Source organism: Erythrobacter neustonensis (assembly GCF_001663175.1).
GTDB lineage: Bacteria > Pseudomonadota > Alphaproteobacteria > Sphingomonadales > Sphingomonadaceae > Erythrobacter > Erythrobacter neustonensis.
Genome location: NZ_CP016033.1, coordinates 2,306,234 through 2,321,822, shown reverse-complemented (window position 1 = coordinate 2,321,822; position 15,589 = coordinate 2,306,234). Strand labels below are relative to the sequence as shown.

Annotated in this window: 15 protein-coding genes and 1 tRNA gene; 8 read left to right on the top strand and 8 right to left on the bottom strand. The window is 64.8% G+C overall.

Annotated features, from left to right (window positions below; all coding sequences use genetic code 11):
- Nucleotides 1–15 precede the first annotated feature (15 nt).
- Nucleotides 16–996, top strand: coding sequence for a DUF3137 domain-containing protein (locus A9D12_RS10775; protein WP_068351744.1), 981 nt, complete (start codon nucleotides 16–18; stop codon nucleotides 994–996).
- Here the strand turns inward: A9D12_RS10775 and A9D12_RS10770 are convergent.
- From A9D12_RS10770 to A9D12_RS10755, 4 genes are read right to left on the bottom strand one after another with little or no spacing between them, the layout of a single operon-like run.
- Nucleotides 993–2,186: a carboxynorspermidine decarboxylase gene (locus A9D12_RS10770; protein ID WP_068351742.1), complete on the bottom strand. Its 1,194-nt coding sequence runs from the start codon at nucleotides 2,184–2,186 to the stop codon at nucleotides 993–995. The two genes, A9D12_RS10775 and A9D12_RS10770, sit on opposite strands and share 4 nt — an antisense overlap.
- Complete coding sequence (locus tag A9D12_RS10765; RefSeq protein WP_197489808.1) at nucleotides 2,186–2,539, bottom strand: DMT family protein; 354 nt, start codon at nucleotides 2,537–2,539, stop codon at nucleotides 2,186–2,188. Before A9D12_RS10765 ends, A9D12_RS10770 begins: the two co-directional genes overlap by 1 nt.
- Nucleotides 2,536–3,492: a peptidyl-alpha-hydroxyglycine alpha-amidating lyase family protein gene (locus A9D12_RS10760; protein WP_068351738.1), complete on the bottom strand. Its 957-nt coding sequence runs from the start codon at nucleotides 3,490–3,492 to the stop codon at nucleotides 2,536–2,538. The genes A9D12_RS10765 and A9D12_RS10760 overlap by 4 nt, the downstream gene beginning before the upstream one ends.
- Nucleotides 3,492–4,718, bottom strand: a complete 1,227-nt coding sequence (locus A9D12_RS10755) for a saccharopine dehydrogenase family protein (RefSeq protein ID WP_068351736.1) — start codon at nucleotides 4,716–4,718, stop codon at nucleotides 3,492–3,494. Before A9D12_RS10755 ends, A9D12_RS10760 begins: the two co-directional genes overlap by 1 nt.
- Nucleotides 4,719–4,980: 262 nt before the next feature.
- On the opposite strand from A9D12_RS10755, the gene A9D12_RS10750 reads away from it, so the two are divergent.
- From A9D12_RS10750 to A9D12_RS10725, 7 genes are all read left to right on the top strand, one after another.
- Nucleotides 4,981–5,952 (top strand): threonine ammonia-lyase, encoded by a 972-nt coding sequence (locus A9D12_RS10750; protein WP_068351728.1) that lies wholly within the window; start codon nucleotides 4,981–4,983, stop codon nucleotides 5,950–5,952.
- Between the two features lie 337 nt (nucleotides 5,953–6,289).
- The gene (locus tag A9D12_RS10745; RefSeq protein WP_082925528.1) at nucleotides 6,290–8,065 is read left to right on the top strand and encodes a DEAD/DEAH box helicase; all 1,776 of its coding nucleotides are present in this window, start codon (nucleotides 6,290–6,292) and stop codon (nucleotides 8,063–8,065) included.
- 180 nt (nucleotides 8,066–8,245) lie between these two features.
- Nucleotides 8,246–9,301 carry a fatty acid desaturase gene (locus tag A9D12_RS10740; protein ID WP_231889603.1) on the top strand — a complete coding sequence of 352 codons (1,056 nt, stop codon included), beginning with the start codon at nucleotides 8,246–8,248 and terminating at the stop codon, nucleotides 9,299–9,301.
- Nucleotides 9,302–9,348: 47 nt separating this feature from the next.
- Nucleotides 9,349–11,211 (top strand): ABC-F family ATP-binding cassette domain-containing protein, encoded by a 1,863-nt coding sequence (locus tag A9D12_RS10735; RefSeq protein WP_068351723.1) that lies wholly within the window; start codon nucleotides 9,349–9,351, stop codon nucleotides 11,209–11,211.
- A gap of 269 nt (nucleotides 11,212–11,480) precedes the next feature.
- Nucleotides 11,481–11,633 carry a hypothetical protein gene (locus A9D12_RS14750; RefSeq protein ID WP_197489807.1) on the top strand — a complete coding sequence of 51 codons (153 nt, stop codon included), beginning with the start codon at nucleotides 11,481–11,483 and terminating at the stop codon, nucleotides 11,631–11,633.
- A 59-nt stretch (nucleotides 11,634–11,692) separates the two neighbouring features.
- The gene (locus tag A9D12_RS10730) at nucleotides 11,693–11,887 is read left to right on the top strand and encodes a hypothetical protein (RefSeq protein WP_068351721.1); all 195 of its coding nucleotides are present in this window, start codon (nucleotides 11,693–11,695) and stop codon (nucleotides 11,885–11,887) included.
- Nucleotides 11,888–11,957: 70 nt separating this feature from the next.
- Nucleotides 11,958–12,299: a DUF6481 family protein gene (locus A9D12_RS10725; RefSeq protein WP_068351720.1), complete on the top strand. Its 342-nt coding sequence runs from the start codon at nucleotides 11,958–11,960 to the stop codon at nucleotides 12,297–12,299.
- 293 nt (nucleotides 12,300–12,592) lie between these two features.
- Here the strand turns inward: A9D12_RS10725 and A9D12_RS10720 are convergent.
- The 4 genes from A9D12_RS10720 to fabF form a co-directional block, all read right to left on the bottom strand.
- Nucleotides 12,593–12,669 (bottom strand) — tRNA-Met (locus A9D12_RS10720).
- A gap of 115 nt (nucleotides 12,670–12,784) precedes the next feature.
- The gene (locus tag A9D12_RS10715) at nucleotides 12,785–13,285 is read right to left on the bottom strand and encodes a 2'-5' RNA ligase family protein (RefSeq protein ID WP_231889602.1); all 501 of its coding nucleotides are present in this window, start codon (nucleotides 13,283–13,285) and stop codon (nucleotides 12,785–12,787) included.
- A gap of 42 nt (nucleotides 13,286–13,327) precedes the next feature.
- The gene (gene mltG / locus A9D12_RS10710) at nucleotides 13,328–14,293 is read right to left on the bottom strand and encodes an endolytic transglycosylase MltG (protein ID WP_068351716.1); all 966 of its coding nucleotides are present in this window, start codon (nucleotides 14,291–14,293) and stop codon (nucleotides 13,328–13,330) included.
- Nucleotides 14,294–14,297: 4 nt separating this feature from the next.
- Nucleotides 14,298–15,557 carry a beta-ketoacyl-ACP synthase II gene (fabF, locus tag A9D12_RS10705; protein WP_068351715.1) on the bottom strand — a complete coding sequence of 420 codons (1,260 nt, stop codon included), beginning with the start codon at nucleotides 15,555–15,557 and terminating at the stop codon, nucleotides 14,298–14,300.
- Between the last annotated feature and the right edge of the window lie 32 nt (nucleotides 15,558–15,589).

Here is a 15,589-nt window from a genome sequence, read left to right as displayed (position 1 = left end):
CGCGCGGGAGAGGCAATGCGCAGCGACATCGACGGGTTGATGGCAAGCGGGCTGGGAGACTGGCTGGCAGGGCAGAACGCCATGCGCGACACGGCCCGAAAACAGGCGAGCAATCGCTGGGTGTGGTCGGCAGTGATCCTGTTGCCCGCGCTGTCGTTCTTGTGGTTCAGTCCCGCATCGCCCCGTCTGGCCGCGGGGATCAGCCTGTTCGCAATCATCTGCGCCGGACTGTGGGGCTATGCCCCGATCACCGCGGCCAAGCGCGCGATCAAGATCGGGATCAACAGCGCGATCGCCGCCGCGCACGGGCTGGCCTATTCGCACGAGGTGACGCCCGGCCCCGAATTCGCCGCCGCGCGCGCCTATGGCCTCGTGCCCGGGTTCGACCGGTCCGCGTTCGAGGATCGCTGGCACGGCACGCTCGAAGAGCACGATTTCGAACTCTATGAAGCGCATCTCGAAGATCAGCGCGGATCGGGCAAGAACCGTCACTGGGTGACGGTGTTCCGCGGGCCGGTGATCCGCATGGGGTTCGGCCGGCGGTTTCGTTCGACCACACTGCTCGAACGCGCGGGCAAGCACCGCAAGTGGCTGGGTCTCGGCGGGGCAAGCGACCATGTCGATTTCGATGGCCACCGGCTCGACCGGATCGATCAGGTGCACCCCGCCTTCGCCGAGACATTCTGCCTCTATTCGGACGATCCCGTCGAGGCCCGCGTGCTGGTGCATCCCGCCTATGTCGAGCATCTGCTGCGGCTTGAGGACGCATTCGAGGCGCGCGAGTTGCGCGCATTGTTCGTGGGGGGCGAAGTGGTGATCGCGATCGAGGCGGGCAACCTGTTCGAAAGCGGCGGAATGGACGCGTGCGCCGACCGCGATAACGCCGCCCGCGCCGCGCGGCAGTTTGCCGCGCTTGCGGGCCTTGCGCTGGCGATCAACCAGAATGCGCGCGGGCGGGTGCTTGCCGAAACCCCGCCCGACGCTGGCGGACTTTAGCTCAGCCGGTCGCGGAAATCGGTGTAGTCGAAGCGCTTGATGCAATCGAGCGCGTCGGTTTCGCTGTCCCACATCCAGATGCTCGGCAACACCACGCCGTTGAAGGTGTTGGTCTTGACCATCGAATAATGCGCCTGATCGAGAAACGCGAAACGCGCGCCCGGCTCGGCCGCGACCGGCAGGCGGTAATCGCCAATCACGTCGCCCGCGAGGCAGGACGGGCCGCCAAGGCGGATCGGGATCATCTCCTCATCCGCGATTTCGCCCAACATTGCCGGGCGATAGGGCGCTTCGAGCACGTCGGGCATGTGGCAGGTCGCGCTGATGTCGGTGATGCCGACGGGCATTTCGTTGAAATGGGTGTCGAGCAGCGTGCCCACCAGAATGCCCGCGTCGAGCGCGACCGCTTCGCCGGGTTCGAGGATGATCTGGCAGCCGGTATCCTCGGCCGCGTCCTTGAGGAACTCGACCAGTTCCTCGCGCTGGTAATCGGCGCGGGTGATGTGGTGGCCGCCGCCCATGTTGATCCATTTCAACTGCCCGAAGAACGGCTCGATCACGTCGAACACGCGGTCCCACGTCGCCTTCAGCGGCTCGAAATCCTGTTCGCACAGGTTGTGGAAGTGGATGCCTTCGACGCCCTCCATGTGCTCTTCGGTGAGCTGGTCGAGCGGGAAGCCCAGCCGCGATCCGGGCGCGCTAGGGTCATATTTGGCGACTTCGCCTGTGGCTACCTGCGGATTGATGCGCAGGCCCACGCTGACGGGCGATCCGCTGGCGGCGGCCTGTTCGAGGATCAACCGCGCGCGTTCGTGCTGGAAGGGGGAGTTGAAGATCACGTGGTCGGAAAGCCGGCAGATCTCCTCAAGCTCCTCGGGCTTGAAGGCGGCCGAATAGGTCGCGATCTCGCCGTCGTAGAACTCGGATGCGAGGCGCGCTTCCCACAATCCGCTGGTCGAAACCCCGTCGAGATATTCGCCGATGATCGGCGCGGCCGACCACATCGAAAACGCCTTGAGCGCGCAGAACACCTTGATGTCCGCGCCGTCGGCGGCGGCGGCGTCGCGCACGCCGGCGAGCACACGGCAATTGGCGCGCAACTTCGCGGCATCCACCACGAAAGCGGGGCTGTCGACGCGCGACAGATCGAAATGGGCAAAGGCGCCCGGATCACCGGCCTTGGTTTGCATTAGCCGAAAGGACTCCTGAAAATCATGAAAGCGCCCCCGGCGATGAGGGCGAAACCGAGAATCTGGCTCAAAGTGGGCGTCTCGCCGAACAGCGCCCAGGCTACCAGCACGAAGGCGCCGAGAGATAGGACTTCCTGTATGGTCTTCAACTCGGCGAGCGAATAGTGCGCGATGCCGATGCGGTTGGCGGGCACGGCAAAGCAATATTCGAACAGTGCAATCCCCCAGGCAAGCCCGATCGCGGCAAGCATGCCCAGCGAGGGCTGCTTCAAGTGGTAATACCACGCAACGTTCATCAGGATGCTCGATCCCGCGAGCAGCAGGATCGGCAGCAGCGAGCCCATGCCAATCATTGCATCGCCTTTCCGGGGAGCGTCAGCCGCACCACGCGTCCCGCGGCGGCATCGGTGACATAGACCTGCCCGCCGGGCGCGATGGCCAGATCGTGCCCCCGGCTCGCATCCTCGCCGGACAAGCCGATATTATAGGCCGCCTCCACCGCGCCATCGGCGGCATATATCCGCAGCACCGCGCCCGTGCGATCCGCCCCGTCGCGCCCTTCGAGCGCGAGCAGCCGCCCCGCCCCCAGCGCCCGCAGACCATAGGTGTGGTTGCCCGCGGGTGAGGCCCATGCGGCGATGTCGTTGCCCTGATGATCGTAAACCGCGATCCGTGCGTTCTCGCGGTCGGCAACGTAAATGCGCGCATCATCCACCGCGACCGCATGGGCAACCTTGAAATCGCCCCAGTCGCGCAGGAACGCGCCCTGCGGTGAAAGTTCGGCGATGCGCGTGTTGACGTAGCCATCGGCCACCAGCACGCGGCCCGGCAGAAAGGCGACATCGGCGGGGCGGCCAAAATGGCCCGCGTCCTGCGCGCTCACGCCCCTTTCGCCCAACGCCAGTTCAAGCCGACCATCGCTTGCAAAGCGCAGCACCTGTTCGCGGCCCGCGTCGGTGATCCAGACCTTGCCATCGGGGCTGACCGAAATGCCGTGCGGCATCACCATCTGCCCTCCCCCCCACTGGTCCAGCAGCGTCCCATCGGGCGCGAACTTGAACACAGTGTTGTGGGCGATGGGATCGGCCGGAAACGGCTCTGCCCAGGCGCGTCCTGCGCGGTGGAGCACCCAGATATTGCCCGCAGCATCGACATCGACCCCGCTGACCTCGCCGAACCGCGTGCCTGCGGGCAGCTTCATCCAGCCCGCATCGACGGCAAGGCGCGGCAGGTCCTCGCGCGGGGGCGACACGGCACCGCAGGCGGCCAGCGCCGCACAGGCCAATGCCGCCCCCAGCAAGCGCATCAGAAATCGACCGGACCGGCCATTTCCTCGACCGTCCACGGCAGGCCGTGCTGGTTGAGCATTTCCATGAAGGGATCGGGATCGAGCTGTTCGATGTTGAACACGCCGTCGCCTTCCCACATGCCTTCGACCATCATGGCTGCGCCGATCATCGCCGGAACGCCGGTGGTATAGCTGACCGCCTGGTTGCCGGTTTCCGCGTAAGCCGCCTCGTGGCTGCAGATGTTGCGGATGTAGAAGGTCTTCTCGCCCGATCCGTCCATCGCCTCGCCGGTCGCGATCACGCCGATATTGGTGTTGCCCTTGGTCGTCTCGCCCAGCGTTTCGGGCTTAGGCAGCACGGCGGCGAGGAACTGCAGCGGGATGATGTCCTTGCCCTGATACCTGACCGGCTCGATCGCGGTCATGCCGACATTCTGCAGCACGGTGAGGTGGGTGATGTATTGATCGCCAAAGGTCATCCAGAAGCGCGCACGCTCAAGCTCGGGAACGAACTTTGCGAGGCTTTCGAGCTCCTCATGATACATCAGATACATGTTCTTGGGGCCGACCGCTTCGAAATCGAAGTTGACCTTGGTGCTCATCGCCGGGGTTTCGACCCACTGGCCGTTTTCCCAGTGGCGCGCGGGCGCGGTGACTTCGCGGATGTTGATTTCCGGGTTGAAATTGGTCGCGAAATGCTGGCCGTGATCGCCGCCGTTGCAATCGAGAATGTCGAGCTGGCGAATGGTCTTCAGCTTGTGCTTCTTCAGCCACATCGTGAACACCGAGGTGACGCCCGGATCGAAGCCCGAACCCAGCAAGGCCATCAGGCCTGCATCCTTGAAGCGGTCGTGATAGGCCCACTGCCAGTGGTATTCGAACTTGGCTTCGTCCTTGGGTTCGTAATTGGCGGTGTCGAGATAGTCGACGCCCGCTTCGAGGCAGGCGTCCATAATCGGCAGATCCTGATACGGAAGCGCGAGGTTGACCACGAGGCCTGCGCCGGTTTCGCGGATCAGGCGCACCATCGCGGGCACTTCCTCGGCGTCGATTTCATAGGTCGCGATATCGCGGCCACAGCGTTGCTTGACGCTGGCGGCGATCGCATCGCACTTCGACTTGGTGCGGCTGGCGAGGTGGATTTCGGGGAAGATTTCGGGGTTGAACGCCATCTTGTGGACGCAAACCGAGCTGACCCCGCCTGCACCAATGACGAGAACGGTGCGGGATTTGGCTGCCGACATGATAGGAACCTTTCGTGAAGCGATGCGAATCTTGCGCGTGCCTTAGAGCATTGCCCCGAAAAGTGGGAACCGGTTTTCGGTCGAGGCAATGCGACGGGCGATAAAGCATTGCCCCGAAAAGTGGGAACCGGTTTTCGGTCAAGGCAATGCGACGGGCGATAAAGCATTGCCCCGAAAAGTGGGAACCGGTTTTACGAAGGGGCAATGCGGCAGGGACTAAAGCATTCCGGTAATGCCGGCGATAACGGATAATGGGCGAGAAATGATCCAGACAGATACGCGTTTTCCGACGAGCGCAGGCGTGGAAGCGGCGGCGGCCGCGATTGCCGCGATCCTGCCGCCCACCCCGCTGCTGCCGGTGGAGATCAACGGCGTGCGCGCGTGGGTCAAGGCGGACAATCTGCAACCGATCGGATCGTTCAAGATCAGGGGCGCGTGGTGGCGCTTGTCGAACCTGTCGGCGCAAGAACGCGCCGCGGGTGTGGTCGCGGTTTCATCGGGCAATCATGCGCAAGGGGTTGCGTGGAGCGCGCGAAGGCTCGGGATCAGGGCGGCGATTGTGATGCCGCACGATGCGCCGCAGGTGAAGCTCGACAACACGGCTGCGCTGGGGGCCGAAGTGGTGCTGTATCAGCGGCCGCAGGAAGACCGCGATGCGGTCGCCGCGCGGCTGATCGCGGAGCGCGGCGGCACGCTGGTCCATGCTTTCGGCGATCCGTGGGTAATCGAGGGGCAAGGCAGCGCCGCAATCGAAATTGCTGCGCAACTGGGGCGTGCACCCGGGCGGATTATTGCCTGTTGCGGCGGCGGCGGGCTGACCGCGGGGCTTGGCCTTGGGGCGCCGGATGCCAGAATTCATCCGGTCGAGCCGGTCGGCTGGGACATGGTGGGCCGGGCAATGGCGGCAGGCGAACTCGTCCACGCCGCGCCGGATGCGCCAAAAACGATCTGCGACGCGCTCCAGCCCAATGTCACGAAGCCCTTGAACCTTACGCTGCTGAAAGACCGCGCCGAGCCGGGCGTGACCGTCACCGACGATGAGGTGCGCGACGCGCAGCGCTTCGCCTTTGCGCAGCTTCGGCTGGTGGTCGAACCGGGCGGCGCGGCGGCGCTCGCCGCGGCGCTGGCGGGCAAGGTGCCGGTGGATGCGGGTACGGTGATCATGATTACCGGCGGCAATGCCGATCCTGCGGCCTATGCGGCGACGATCGGCGGCGGCGCAGGGGCATCCTGACCCCGTCCAGACCCCCTTCACACCCCCTCCAGCCGCGTTTTGCCCTGCTTTCGCGGCCCGTTGCAGCGCTGTTTCACGTGAAACATCGCGCGGTTTGCACCTCAATTGCAACCCGCCACGGGCCGTTTGCCAACGGCAGATTTGCGCTGCCCAACCGCGGTTCATTTTGCACCTGCGAAGATTTCGCGCGCCAGAATTGCAAAAACTTGCTATGAGCATGTTTCGCTCCGGCGGGCGATGACAGCCCTGCCCCTTTGCTACCTGGAATTCCTAGCGTCCCTTCAGCGCCTAGCAGCGCCAAGGCCGCATTGCCTTTCCCGACGAGTTTGCCTCCCCTATGAATTTCCCCCCTCTGCCCGCCACGATCGAAACCGCCCTTGCCGAGCGCGGTTACGAAGCCGCCACCCCGGTTCAGGCCGAAGTCCTGAAGCCCGAAGCCGAAGGGCGCGATCTCGTCGTCTCGGCGCAGACCGGCTCGGGCAAGACGGTCGCCTTCGGCCTCGCCATGGCCCCGCAACTGCTTGGCGAGGAAGGGCGAATTGGCTACGCGCAAGCCCCGCTCGCGCTGGTCATCACGCCGACGCGCGAACTGGCGCTGCAGGTCAGCCGCGAACTGGAATGGCTTTACGAACGCACCGGCGCGCGGGTTGCGACCTGCGTCGGCGGCATGAACCCCTCGGCCGAACGCAAGGTGCTCAATTCCGGCCCCGCGATCGTCGTCGGCACGCCGGGCCGGTTGCGCGACCACTTCGAACGCGGCGCGCTGAACCTGTCGCAGCTTGCCGTCGCCGTGCTCGACGAAGCCGACGAGATGCTCGACATGGGCTTCCGCGAGGAATTGGAGGCAATCCTCGACGGCACGCCCGAAACCCGCCGCACGCTGCTGTTTTCGGCAACGATGCCGCGCCCGATCGAAGCGCTCGCCCGCCGCTACCAGACCGATGCACTGCGCATTGCGACGATCAGCGAAGGCGGCCGAGGGCATGGCGACATCGCCTATCAGGCGGTCACCGTCTCCCCGCCCGAGGTCGAGAACGCGGTTGTGAACCTGCTGCGCTTCCACGAAGCGGAGACCGCGATCCTGTTCTGCGCAACCCGCGAAAAGGTGCGTCACCTGCACGCCACCTTGCAGGAACGCGGCTTTGCCGTGGTCGCCTTGTCGGGCGAGCATTCGCAGTCCGAACGTAACCACGCCCTCCAGGCCCTGCGCGATGGCCGCGCCCGCGTTTGCGTGGCGACCGATGTTGCCGCGCGGGGGATCGATCTGCCCACGCTCAGCCTCGTCGTCCACGTCGAAATTCCGCGCGATGCCGAAACGCTCCAGCACCGTTCGGGCCGCACCGGCCGTGCGGGGCGCAAGGGTATCGCGACCCTGATCGTGCCCTTCTCCGCCCGCCGCCGGGTCGAAGCGATGCTGGGCCGCGCGCAGATCGCTGCCGAGTGGATGGACGTGCCCGGACCCGAGGCGATCGGCGAACGCGACCGCGAGCGACTGCTGGGCAAGCTGCTTGCCCCCACGCAGTTCGACGATGCCGATCGTGAACTTGCCCAGCGCCTGCTCGCCGAACGCAGCGCCGAGGATATCGCCGCGATGCTCGTCCACGCGCACCGCGCACGCCTGCCCGAGCCCGAGGAAATCTCCGCCAACACCCGCGATGCCCAGAAGGAGCGTCACCGCCCCGGCTTCGAGGATACGGTGTGGTTCCGGATGGGGATCGGCCGCAGCAACGGCGCCGATCCGCGCTGGCTGCTCCCGCTGATCTGCCGCCGCGGCCATGTGACCCGCGGCGAAATCGGCGCGATCCGCATCGGGCAGGACGAAACCTACTTCCAGATCCCGCGCGCGCTGGCCGAAAAGTATGCCGCCACCGCCGCCCGCACCTTTGCCGCTGAAGGCGATGACGAACCGCTGGTGATCGAGCGTTCGGATGCCGGCCCGCGCGAAGCGGCGCGCTACAACCGCCAGCGTCGCCCCTCGCGCAGCGGCAACGATGCCGGCTTCGTCAAAGCCAAGCCGCTGGGCAACCGCGGCTTTGCCAAGGATGGCGCCGGCAAGCCCGGTTTCGGCAAGGGCGGCCCGCACAAACACAAGCGCAAGTTCAAGCCCAACTGACGGCCGGATTGCAGGACGGAGGGGCATGAGGAATCACATGCCCGCCTTTCCCAAGCGGCCACGACACGCTGGCCGTCGCCGCCGGTTTTGCCCGATCCGTCCGCAAGCGGGCGCAACAATACTTGCGCTTTGGTCCGAGAGGCTGGATGCTGTGCGGACTGCAAACTGGAACACGACACCTTGAAACTCGACGTGATGAACGAATGGCAGCCGACCGATACCCCGGCGCCCGCTCTCGATCCCCGCAAACTGGTTGGCGAACTGAAGCCCTTCACCGCAGTCCACACCGGGCGCAGCATATGGGAGCTGACCGCGACGCTGGTGCCTTTCTTTGCGCTGATCCTGGCGATGCTGTGGGCGGTGAGCGCAGGCTATCTGGCGGCGCTGCTGCTGCTGCCGGTCTCGGGCCTGCTGCTGCTGCGCACCTTCATCATCCAGCACGATTGCGGGCACGGCGCCTATCTTGCAAAACGCACCAGCAACGACTGGCTGGGCCGGATGCTGGGGGTGCTGACCTTCACCCCCTATGATTGCTGGCGGCGGTCGCACACGCTGCATCATGCGAGCACCGGAAACCTCGATGCGCGCGGTTTCGGCGATGTCGATACGCTGACGGTGGCCGAATTCCGTGCGCTGAAGCCGTTCCAGCGGCTGATGTACCGGATCTATCGCCACCCTGTCGTCCTGTTCGGGATTGCGCCCGCCTATCTGTTCATGCTGCGCCACCGCCTGCCGATCGGGCTTATGCGCGATGGGCGGCAATATTGGGTGAGCGCGCTCGGCACCAATCTCGCGATGGCGGGAATGTTTGCCGCATTGATGGCGTTCTTCGGCGTTGGTGCGACCCTGATGGTGCTGCTCCCCACCGTGCTCGTCGCCGCGACCGCAGGTGTGTGGCTGTTCTATGTGCAGCACCAGTTCGAGCAAGCCCACTGGGACAAGGCCGATGCCTGGAAGTTCCACGAGGCCGCGCTGCATGGCAGTTCGCACCTCGACCTGCCGCAGCCGCTGCGCTGGTTCACGGGCAATATCGGGATGCACCATGTGCACCACCTGGCGAGCCGCATCCCGTTCTACCGGCTGCCGAACGTGCTGGCTGCCTACCCGCAGCTTGCTTCGCTCAACCGCATGACGATCCGTGAGGCATTCAAGCCGTTCCTGCTGACTTTGTGGGACGAGGATCAGCGCCGGCTGATTTCTTTCCGCGAGGCGAAAGCCACTGCCGCTGCTGCCTGATGGGATTTGATTTGGGCGCGGCGCGATAGAGTGGTAGGGGCGCGCCCATGCTTACCATAGACAATCTCACCGTTCGGCTTGGCGGCCGGGCCATCCTCGAACGCGCCAGCGCAACCGTTCCGGTTGGCGCGCGCGTCGGGCTGATCGGGCGCAACGGCGCGGGCAAATCGACGCTGATGAAAGCGCTCATCGGCGAGATCGAGCCCGACGACGGAGAAATTTCGAAGCCCTCGCGCGCGCGCATCGGTTACATCGCGCAGGAAGCGCCAAGCGGGGCGATGACCCCCGAAGAGGTTGTGCTCGCCGCAGCGACCGAGCGCGCCGAACTGCTGGCGGAACTCGAAACCTGCACCGACATGGATCGCATGGGCGATGTCCACGACCGCCTGCTCGCGATCGATGCCTACAGCGCCCCTGCGCGCGCGGCCAAGATCCTCAATGGTCTGGGTTTCGACGAGGAAATGCAGCAGCGCCCCGTCGACAGTTTCTCGGGGGGTTGGAAAATGCGGATCGCGCTGGGCGCGCTGCTGTTTTCCGAACCCGATATCCTCCTGCTCGACGAGCCTTCGAACCACCTCGACCTCGAAGCGACGCTGTGGCTGGAGAATTTCCTCAAGTCCTATCCCGCAACACTGGTGGTAATCAGCCACGAACGCGACCTGCTCAACAAGGTGGTGGACCATATCCTCCACCTTCAGGGCGGCGAATTGACGCTTTATCCCGGCGGATATGACGCGTTCGAGAAACAGCGCGCGGAACGCGCCGCGCAGCTTGCCGCCGCCAAGGCCTCGCAGGAAGCGCAGGCCGCACGCCTGAGGGATTACGTCGCGCGCAATTCGGCCCGCGCCTCGACTGCGAAGCAAGCCCAGTCGCGCGCCAAGATGCTCGCCAAGATGCAGCCGATCGCCGCGCTGATGGAAGACCCGACGCTGAGCTTCGATTTTCCCGATCCGGCGGAGATGAAATCGCCGATGATTACGGTGGAACAGGCGGCGGTCGGATACGGCGAGGCGCCGCCGATCCTCAAGCGGCTCAATTTCCGGATCGAGGCTGACGACCGGATTGCACTGCTTGGCCGCAACGGCAACGGCAAGACCACGCTGGCGCGGCTGCTCGCCTCGCAGCTTGACCCCGCCGAAGGCGCGGTCAATGCGCCGGGCAAGCTGAAGGTCGGCTATTTCACGCAGTATCAGGTCGAAGAACTGGCGGGCGAGGATACCCCGCTCGATCTGATGAACCGCGCGATGGAGGGATCCTCGCAAGGCGCGATCCGCGCGCAGCTTGGACGTTTCGGCTTTTCCGGCCCGCGCGCGACGCAGCGCGTCGACAAGCTATCGGGCGGAGAGCGTGCGCGGCTAGCATTGGCGCTGATCACCCGCGATGCGCCGCATCTCCTCATCCTCGACGAGCCGACCAACCACTTGGATGTCGACGCCCGCGAGGCATTGATCCAGGCGTTGAACGCCTATTCGGGCGCGGTGATCCTGATCAGCCACGATCGCCACATGGTCGAGCTGACGTCGGACCGGCTGGTGCTGGTCGATGGCGGCACCGCGCGCGAATATGACGGCAGCATGGATGATTACATCGACTTCATCCTCGGCCGCAATCAACCCAAGGGCGCAGGCGGCGGCAAGGGGCGCGGCGCGCAGCGCGGCGAGGCGGCGGCGGACCGGCGCAGCGCGCAAGCTGCGCTGACCAAGGCGGAAAGCGCCGTCACGCGGCTGACCGCCGAGGTCGATCGGCTCGACCAGTCGATCCTTGCCTCCAGCCATTCCGCATCTGGCACGGCAGGTGCCAAGATGCAGAAACTGCTCACCGAACGCGCAGCAGCAGCCGCTGCGCTGGCAGAGGCCGAGGAAGCCTGGCTGGCGGCCAGCGCGCTGATAGAAGCCGCCGAAGCGGCCTGATTTTGCCCAAGCGCTGCGGCGGCGATCAAGGCCACGCAGCGCCGGCGACGCGCAAAAAACTTGCAATTTCGCGATATTGGCTTAGATACTTATTGCTTCACGTCGCTTGCGACGGAATTTGATTGGCGCCCGATGGCGTTCTTGCGCCGGGCCTGATTTGCCCGGCAGCGACAAGACCGCTTTTTTGCGGTGCCTCATCTTCCCTTTCCAGCAGCATGGCAGCGCGCCGGGATTGGCCCGAGCGTGCACAATCTTATTTCAGAGAATTCATGACATTTATGACCACTGGCGCAAATGCAAACCGCGTCGCCACCAACCGCAGCCTCGCGGCCCATGCCACGCACCGCACCAGCCAGCATCACCCCTACGCCTTTCTGACTGCCCGCGATCTTCGCGGGATCGTCGCGGCGATGGTCGATTGATGCAGGCATTTGCGGGGCACGCCGCCCCTTCCCCCAACCAAGCACAAGCGAGACCGGACATGGATATCAATTTCGAATATGCCGCGCACCAGTCCGCTCTGATGCGCGCCGCCAGCGCAACCAGCGCGGAATTTCGGCGCAAGCATATCGCAACCGCATCTCGCATTGCAGGCCAGATCGGCCTATTCCAGCGCCAGCTGGGTGCTGCCGCGGCGTGTGCGTGGAGCGCAGGCCCGCTTATCACCACCGAATGATGCGGTCCGAAATTGATTGAAACCTTTGCCCGCCCTGTGCATCGCGCGGAGCCGCAGGAGAATACGACAAATGAGTGGTTACAAACTTCCCAGCTTTCAGGACCGCGCCGCAGCATCGCTGAAGGCCAAGCAGAAGGCTCTGGAAACGCTGAAGCAGGCCCCGCGTCTCAGCGAAGCCGAAATCGCCGAGCGCGCGGCACGGCAGGCCAAGCGCGAGGCTGCGCGCGAAGCGGCTGCCCGCGAAAAGGCGGAGAAGCTCCAGGCCGCACGCGAAGAAAAGAAGCGCCTCGCCGAGGAAAAGCGTGCCGCTGCCGAGGCGGCATTGCTGAAGGCGAACCAGCCGAAGAAAACCGAGGCCGAGCTCAAAGCGGCACGCGATGCGCGCTACGCGGCGCGCAAGAACCGCAAGTAAGCGCCGGCAATGCGATAGCCCGGGCGGAGCCATTTCGTGCGAGGGTGCTGCGGCATTTTCGACGATATCCTCCGCCCCGGCGATCGGTTTGAACACCATGGCGTCGACGCCCGACGCCCCCGCATGGCAGGCATCACAGTCCCGCTTGGGGCAAGGCTCCCAAACCCCGCCTTTGGGCACCCAATGACGCACTAACCGAGCGCGATGAAAATCGTGATAATCGGAACTTTGGACGCTAGGTCGAGCGCTGCCGCGCAGGACCGCTTTCCATGATCTCGCGCCAAGAATGAAGTTGGTAGCGGAGGAGGGACTCGAACCCCCGACACGCGGATTATGATTCCGCTGCTCTAACCGGCTGAGCTACTCCGCCCCAAGAGGGCATCCGGCGGGTCGTCCCAGGCCGGATCCGGCGCCGGGTCTCCCCGGTGCGAGGGGGGCCATTAGGGCGGTGCGCGCGCGGGGTCAAGCCTGTTTCATGCACTGTTTTACAACCTTGCCCGGCCGCGAAATGCGCAAGTCTTGACCGCCTCCCACGGCCCCCCACGATACCGCCACAATTCGAGCGCGGGGAACACGAAAGGCGGCCGGTCGAGCCACGGTGCAAGGCTTGCCGCAAGGCTGGCCTGGAGCGCGCTCGCTTCCTCCTTGCCGACCTTGTTCTGGATCGTGATATGCGGGCGCGGCTCGTGCAGGTCCTGCGCTGTCAGGCTGCCGTGGAAGTGTTCTGCAACAAGCGCGCGCAGTTCGAGCAGTTGCGGCGCGTCGAGCGCGATTGCAGTGCCCTTGCCGAGATCCATGATCCCCTTCACCCGCCCCTGCGGCGGCGCGTATTCGCCCGCGAGCCGGGGAAGAAAATCGCACAATTCATCGAGCAGTGACGGGGCAAATGCGTGGAACAGCGTCACATGCGCATGCAGGAAGTTGCGTTCGGGTGGGAAATGCGCGCGGCGCAGGCCCTCGGCAAAGCCTGCAAGATCGGCCGGCAAGGCGGCGGTCAGGATGAAAGGGTCGGCGATCCCCCGCGGTCCTTACATTTCCCCGCGGTCACGGCGGATCGCATACCACTTGGCGACGTTGGCGTTGTGCTCGGCCAGCGTATCGGCGAACCAGTGTCCGCCGGTGCCATCGGCGACCATGAACAGCGCAGCCGTCTTTTCCGGATTCATGACCGCAGCGATGCTGGCGCGCCCGGGATTGGTGATCGGCCCTTCGGGAAGGCCGACGATCGTATAGGTATTGTAGCCGTTGACCGCCGCAATCTCGGATTGCTTGATCCGCCGGCCCAAGGGCTTGCCCTTGGTGATCGGGTAGATGATGGTGGGATCGGCTTGCAACTTCATGCCCGTGCGCACGCGGTTGGAATATAGCCCGGCGACCATCCGGCGCTCATCGGGCTTGCCGGTTTCCTTCTCGACCACCGAGGCAAGGATCAGCGCATCGCGCATCGTGCTCACCGCGATACCGGGCGCGCGCTTGGCCCATTCCTCGGCGACCGCCTTGTCCATTGCGGTCTGCATCTGTTCGACAAGGCTCGCGCGAGACTGGCCGCGTTCGAAGGCGTAAGTATCGGGCAGGATCGAACCTTCGGGCGGAACCGCCACCTCGCCCGTCAACAGGGGTTCGGCCATCAGCCGCTCCCACACGAGGATCGAGGGCATGCCTTCGGGCACGGTCACGAAGCGGCGGATCACATCACCCGACTGGAACGCCGCGAGGATATCGCCTTGGCTCATCTCCGGTTTCAGCAGGAACTCGCCCGCTTGGATCGGTGCGTCGCTGCCAAAGATGCGCGCATGCAGGGTAAAGCCGCTGGCCGAGGAGATCAGCCCTTCCGCTTCAAGCTTGGCTGCGACAGTGCCGACAGATGCGCCCGCAGGGATCGTGAACGGCGTTTCCCTGGCGATGCTGGCAGAACCGAGCATCGTCCAGGCGAGCACCGCCCCGGCCACAACAAGGCCGAGCACAATCAGAACGAAGCTGCGCCCGGCCTTCATCGGATCAGTCGACCTTCTGCATGACGATCGAGGCGTTGGTGCCGCCGAAGCCGAACGAATTGTTCAGCACTGCACGCACTTCGCGCTTTTTCGCCTTGAGCGGCACGAGGTCGATGCCTTCGGTGCCCTCGTCGGGGTCGTGGAGGTTGAGCGTCGGAGGAACGATCCCGTCGCGCATCGCAAGGATGCAGAAGATCGCTTCGACCGCACCTGCGCCGCCCAAGAGATGGCCGATCGCGCTTTTGGTGGACGACATGGAGGCGCCGCCCAGATCATCGCCCAGCACGCGCTTGACCGCAGCCAGTTCGATCGTGTCGGCCATGGTCGAGGTGCCGTGGGCGTTGACGTAATCGATATCGCCCGGCCCCAGGCCCGCCTTCTTCAACGCCATCCGCATCGCGAGTTCCGCGCCCCGGCCTTCGGGATGCGGCGCGGTGACGTGATAGGCATCGCCCGACAGGCCATAGCCGGTCACCTCGGCATAGATCTTCGCGCCGCGCGCCTTGGCGCGTTCGTATTCTTCGAGCACGACAACGCCCGCACCCTCACCCATGACAAAACCGTCGCGGTTCTTGTCGTAGGGGCGGCTGGCTTCGGTGGGCCGATCGTTCATGCTCATGTTGAGCGCGCGCGCCTGCGCGAACCCGGCGATACCCAGCGGGTTTACGGTGCTTTCCGCGCCGCCTGCCAGCATCACGTCCGCATCGTCCATCATGATCATCCGCGCCGCATCGCCGATCGAATGCGCGCCGGTGGAGCATGCGGTAACAACCGCGTGATTGGGGCCCATGAAGCCGTATTTGATCTGCACCTGACCGGTAATCAGGTTGATCAGGCGGCCGTGCACGAAGTGCGGGCTGACCCGGCCCGGGCCGCGTTCATGCAGGTTGACGCTTTCGATCTCGATCCCCGGCAAACCGCCGATGCCCGATCCGATCGAGCAACCGGTGCGCTCCTTCTCGGCATCGGTCATGTCGAGCAGACCCGCATCTTCGAGCGCCTGGCCCGCAGCATCAATGCCGTAAACGATGAACGGATCGACCTGCCGCTGGACCTTGTGATCGACGCGCTTGTCAGGATCGAAACCCCAAGGATGGTCCTTGCCCTTCACCTCGCAGGCGATGGTGCATTTCTGGTTCGAGGCATCGAAACGGGTGATCTGCCCCGCCCCGCTTTCCCCGGCGATCAGGTTCGCCCAAGTCGTTTCGACATCGCCCCCCAGCGGGGTGACGAGCCCAAGCCCGGTAACAACCACACGGCGCATATCATTCTCCCAAAACGCACAACAGGCTCAAC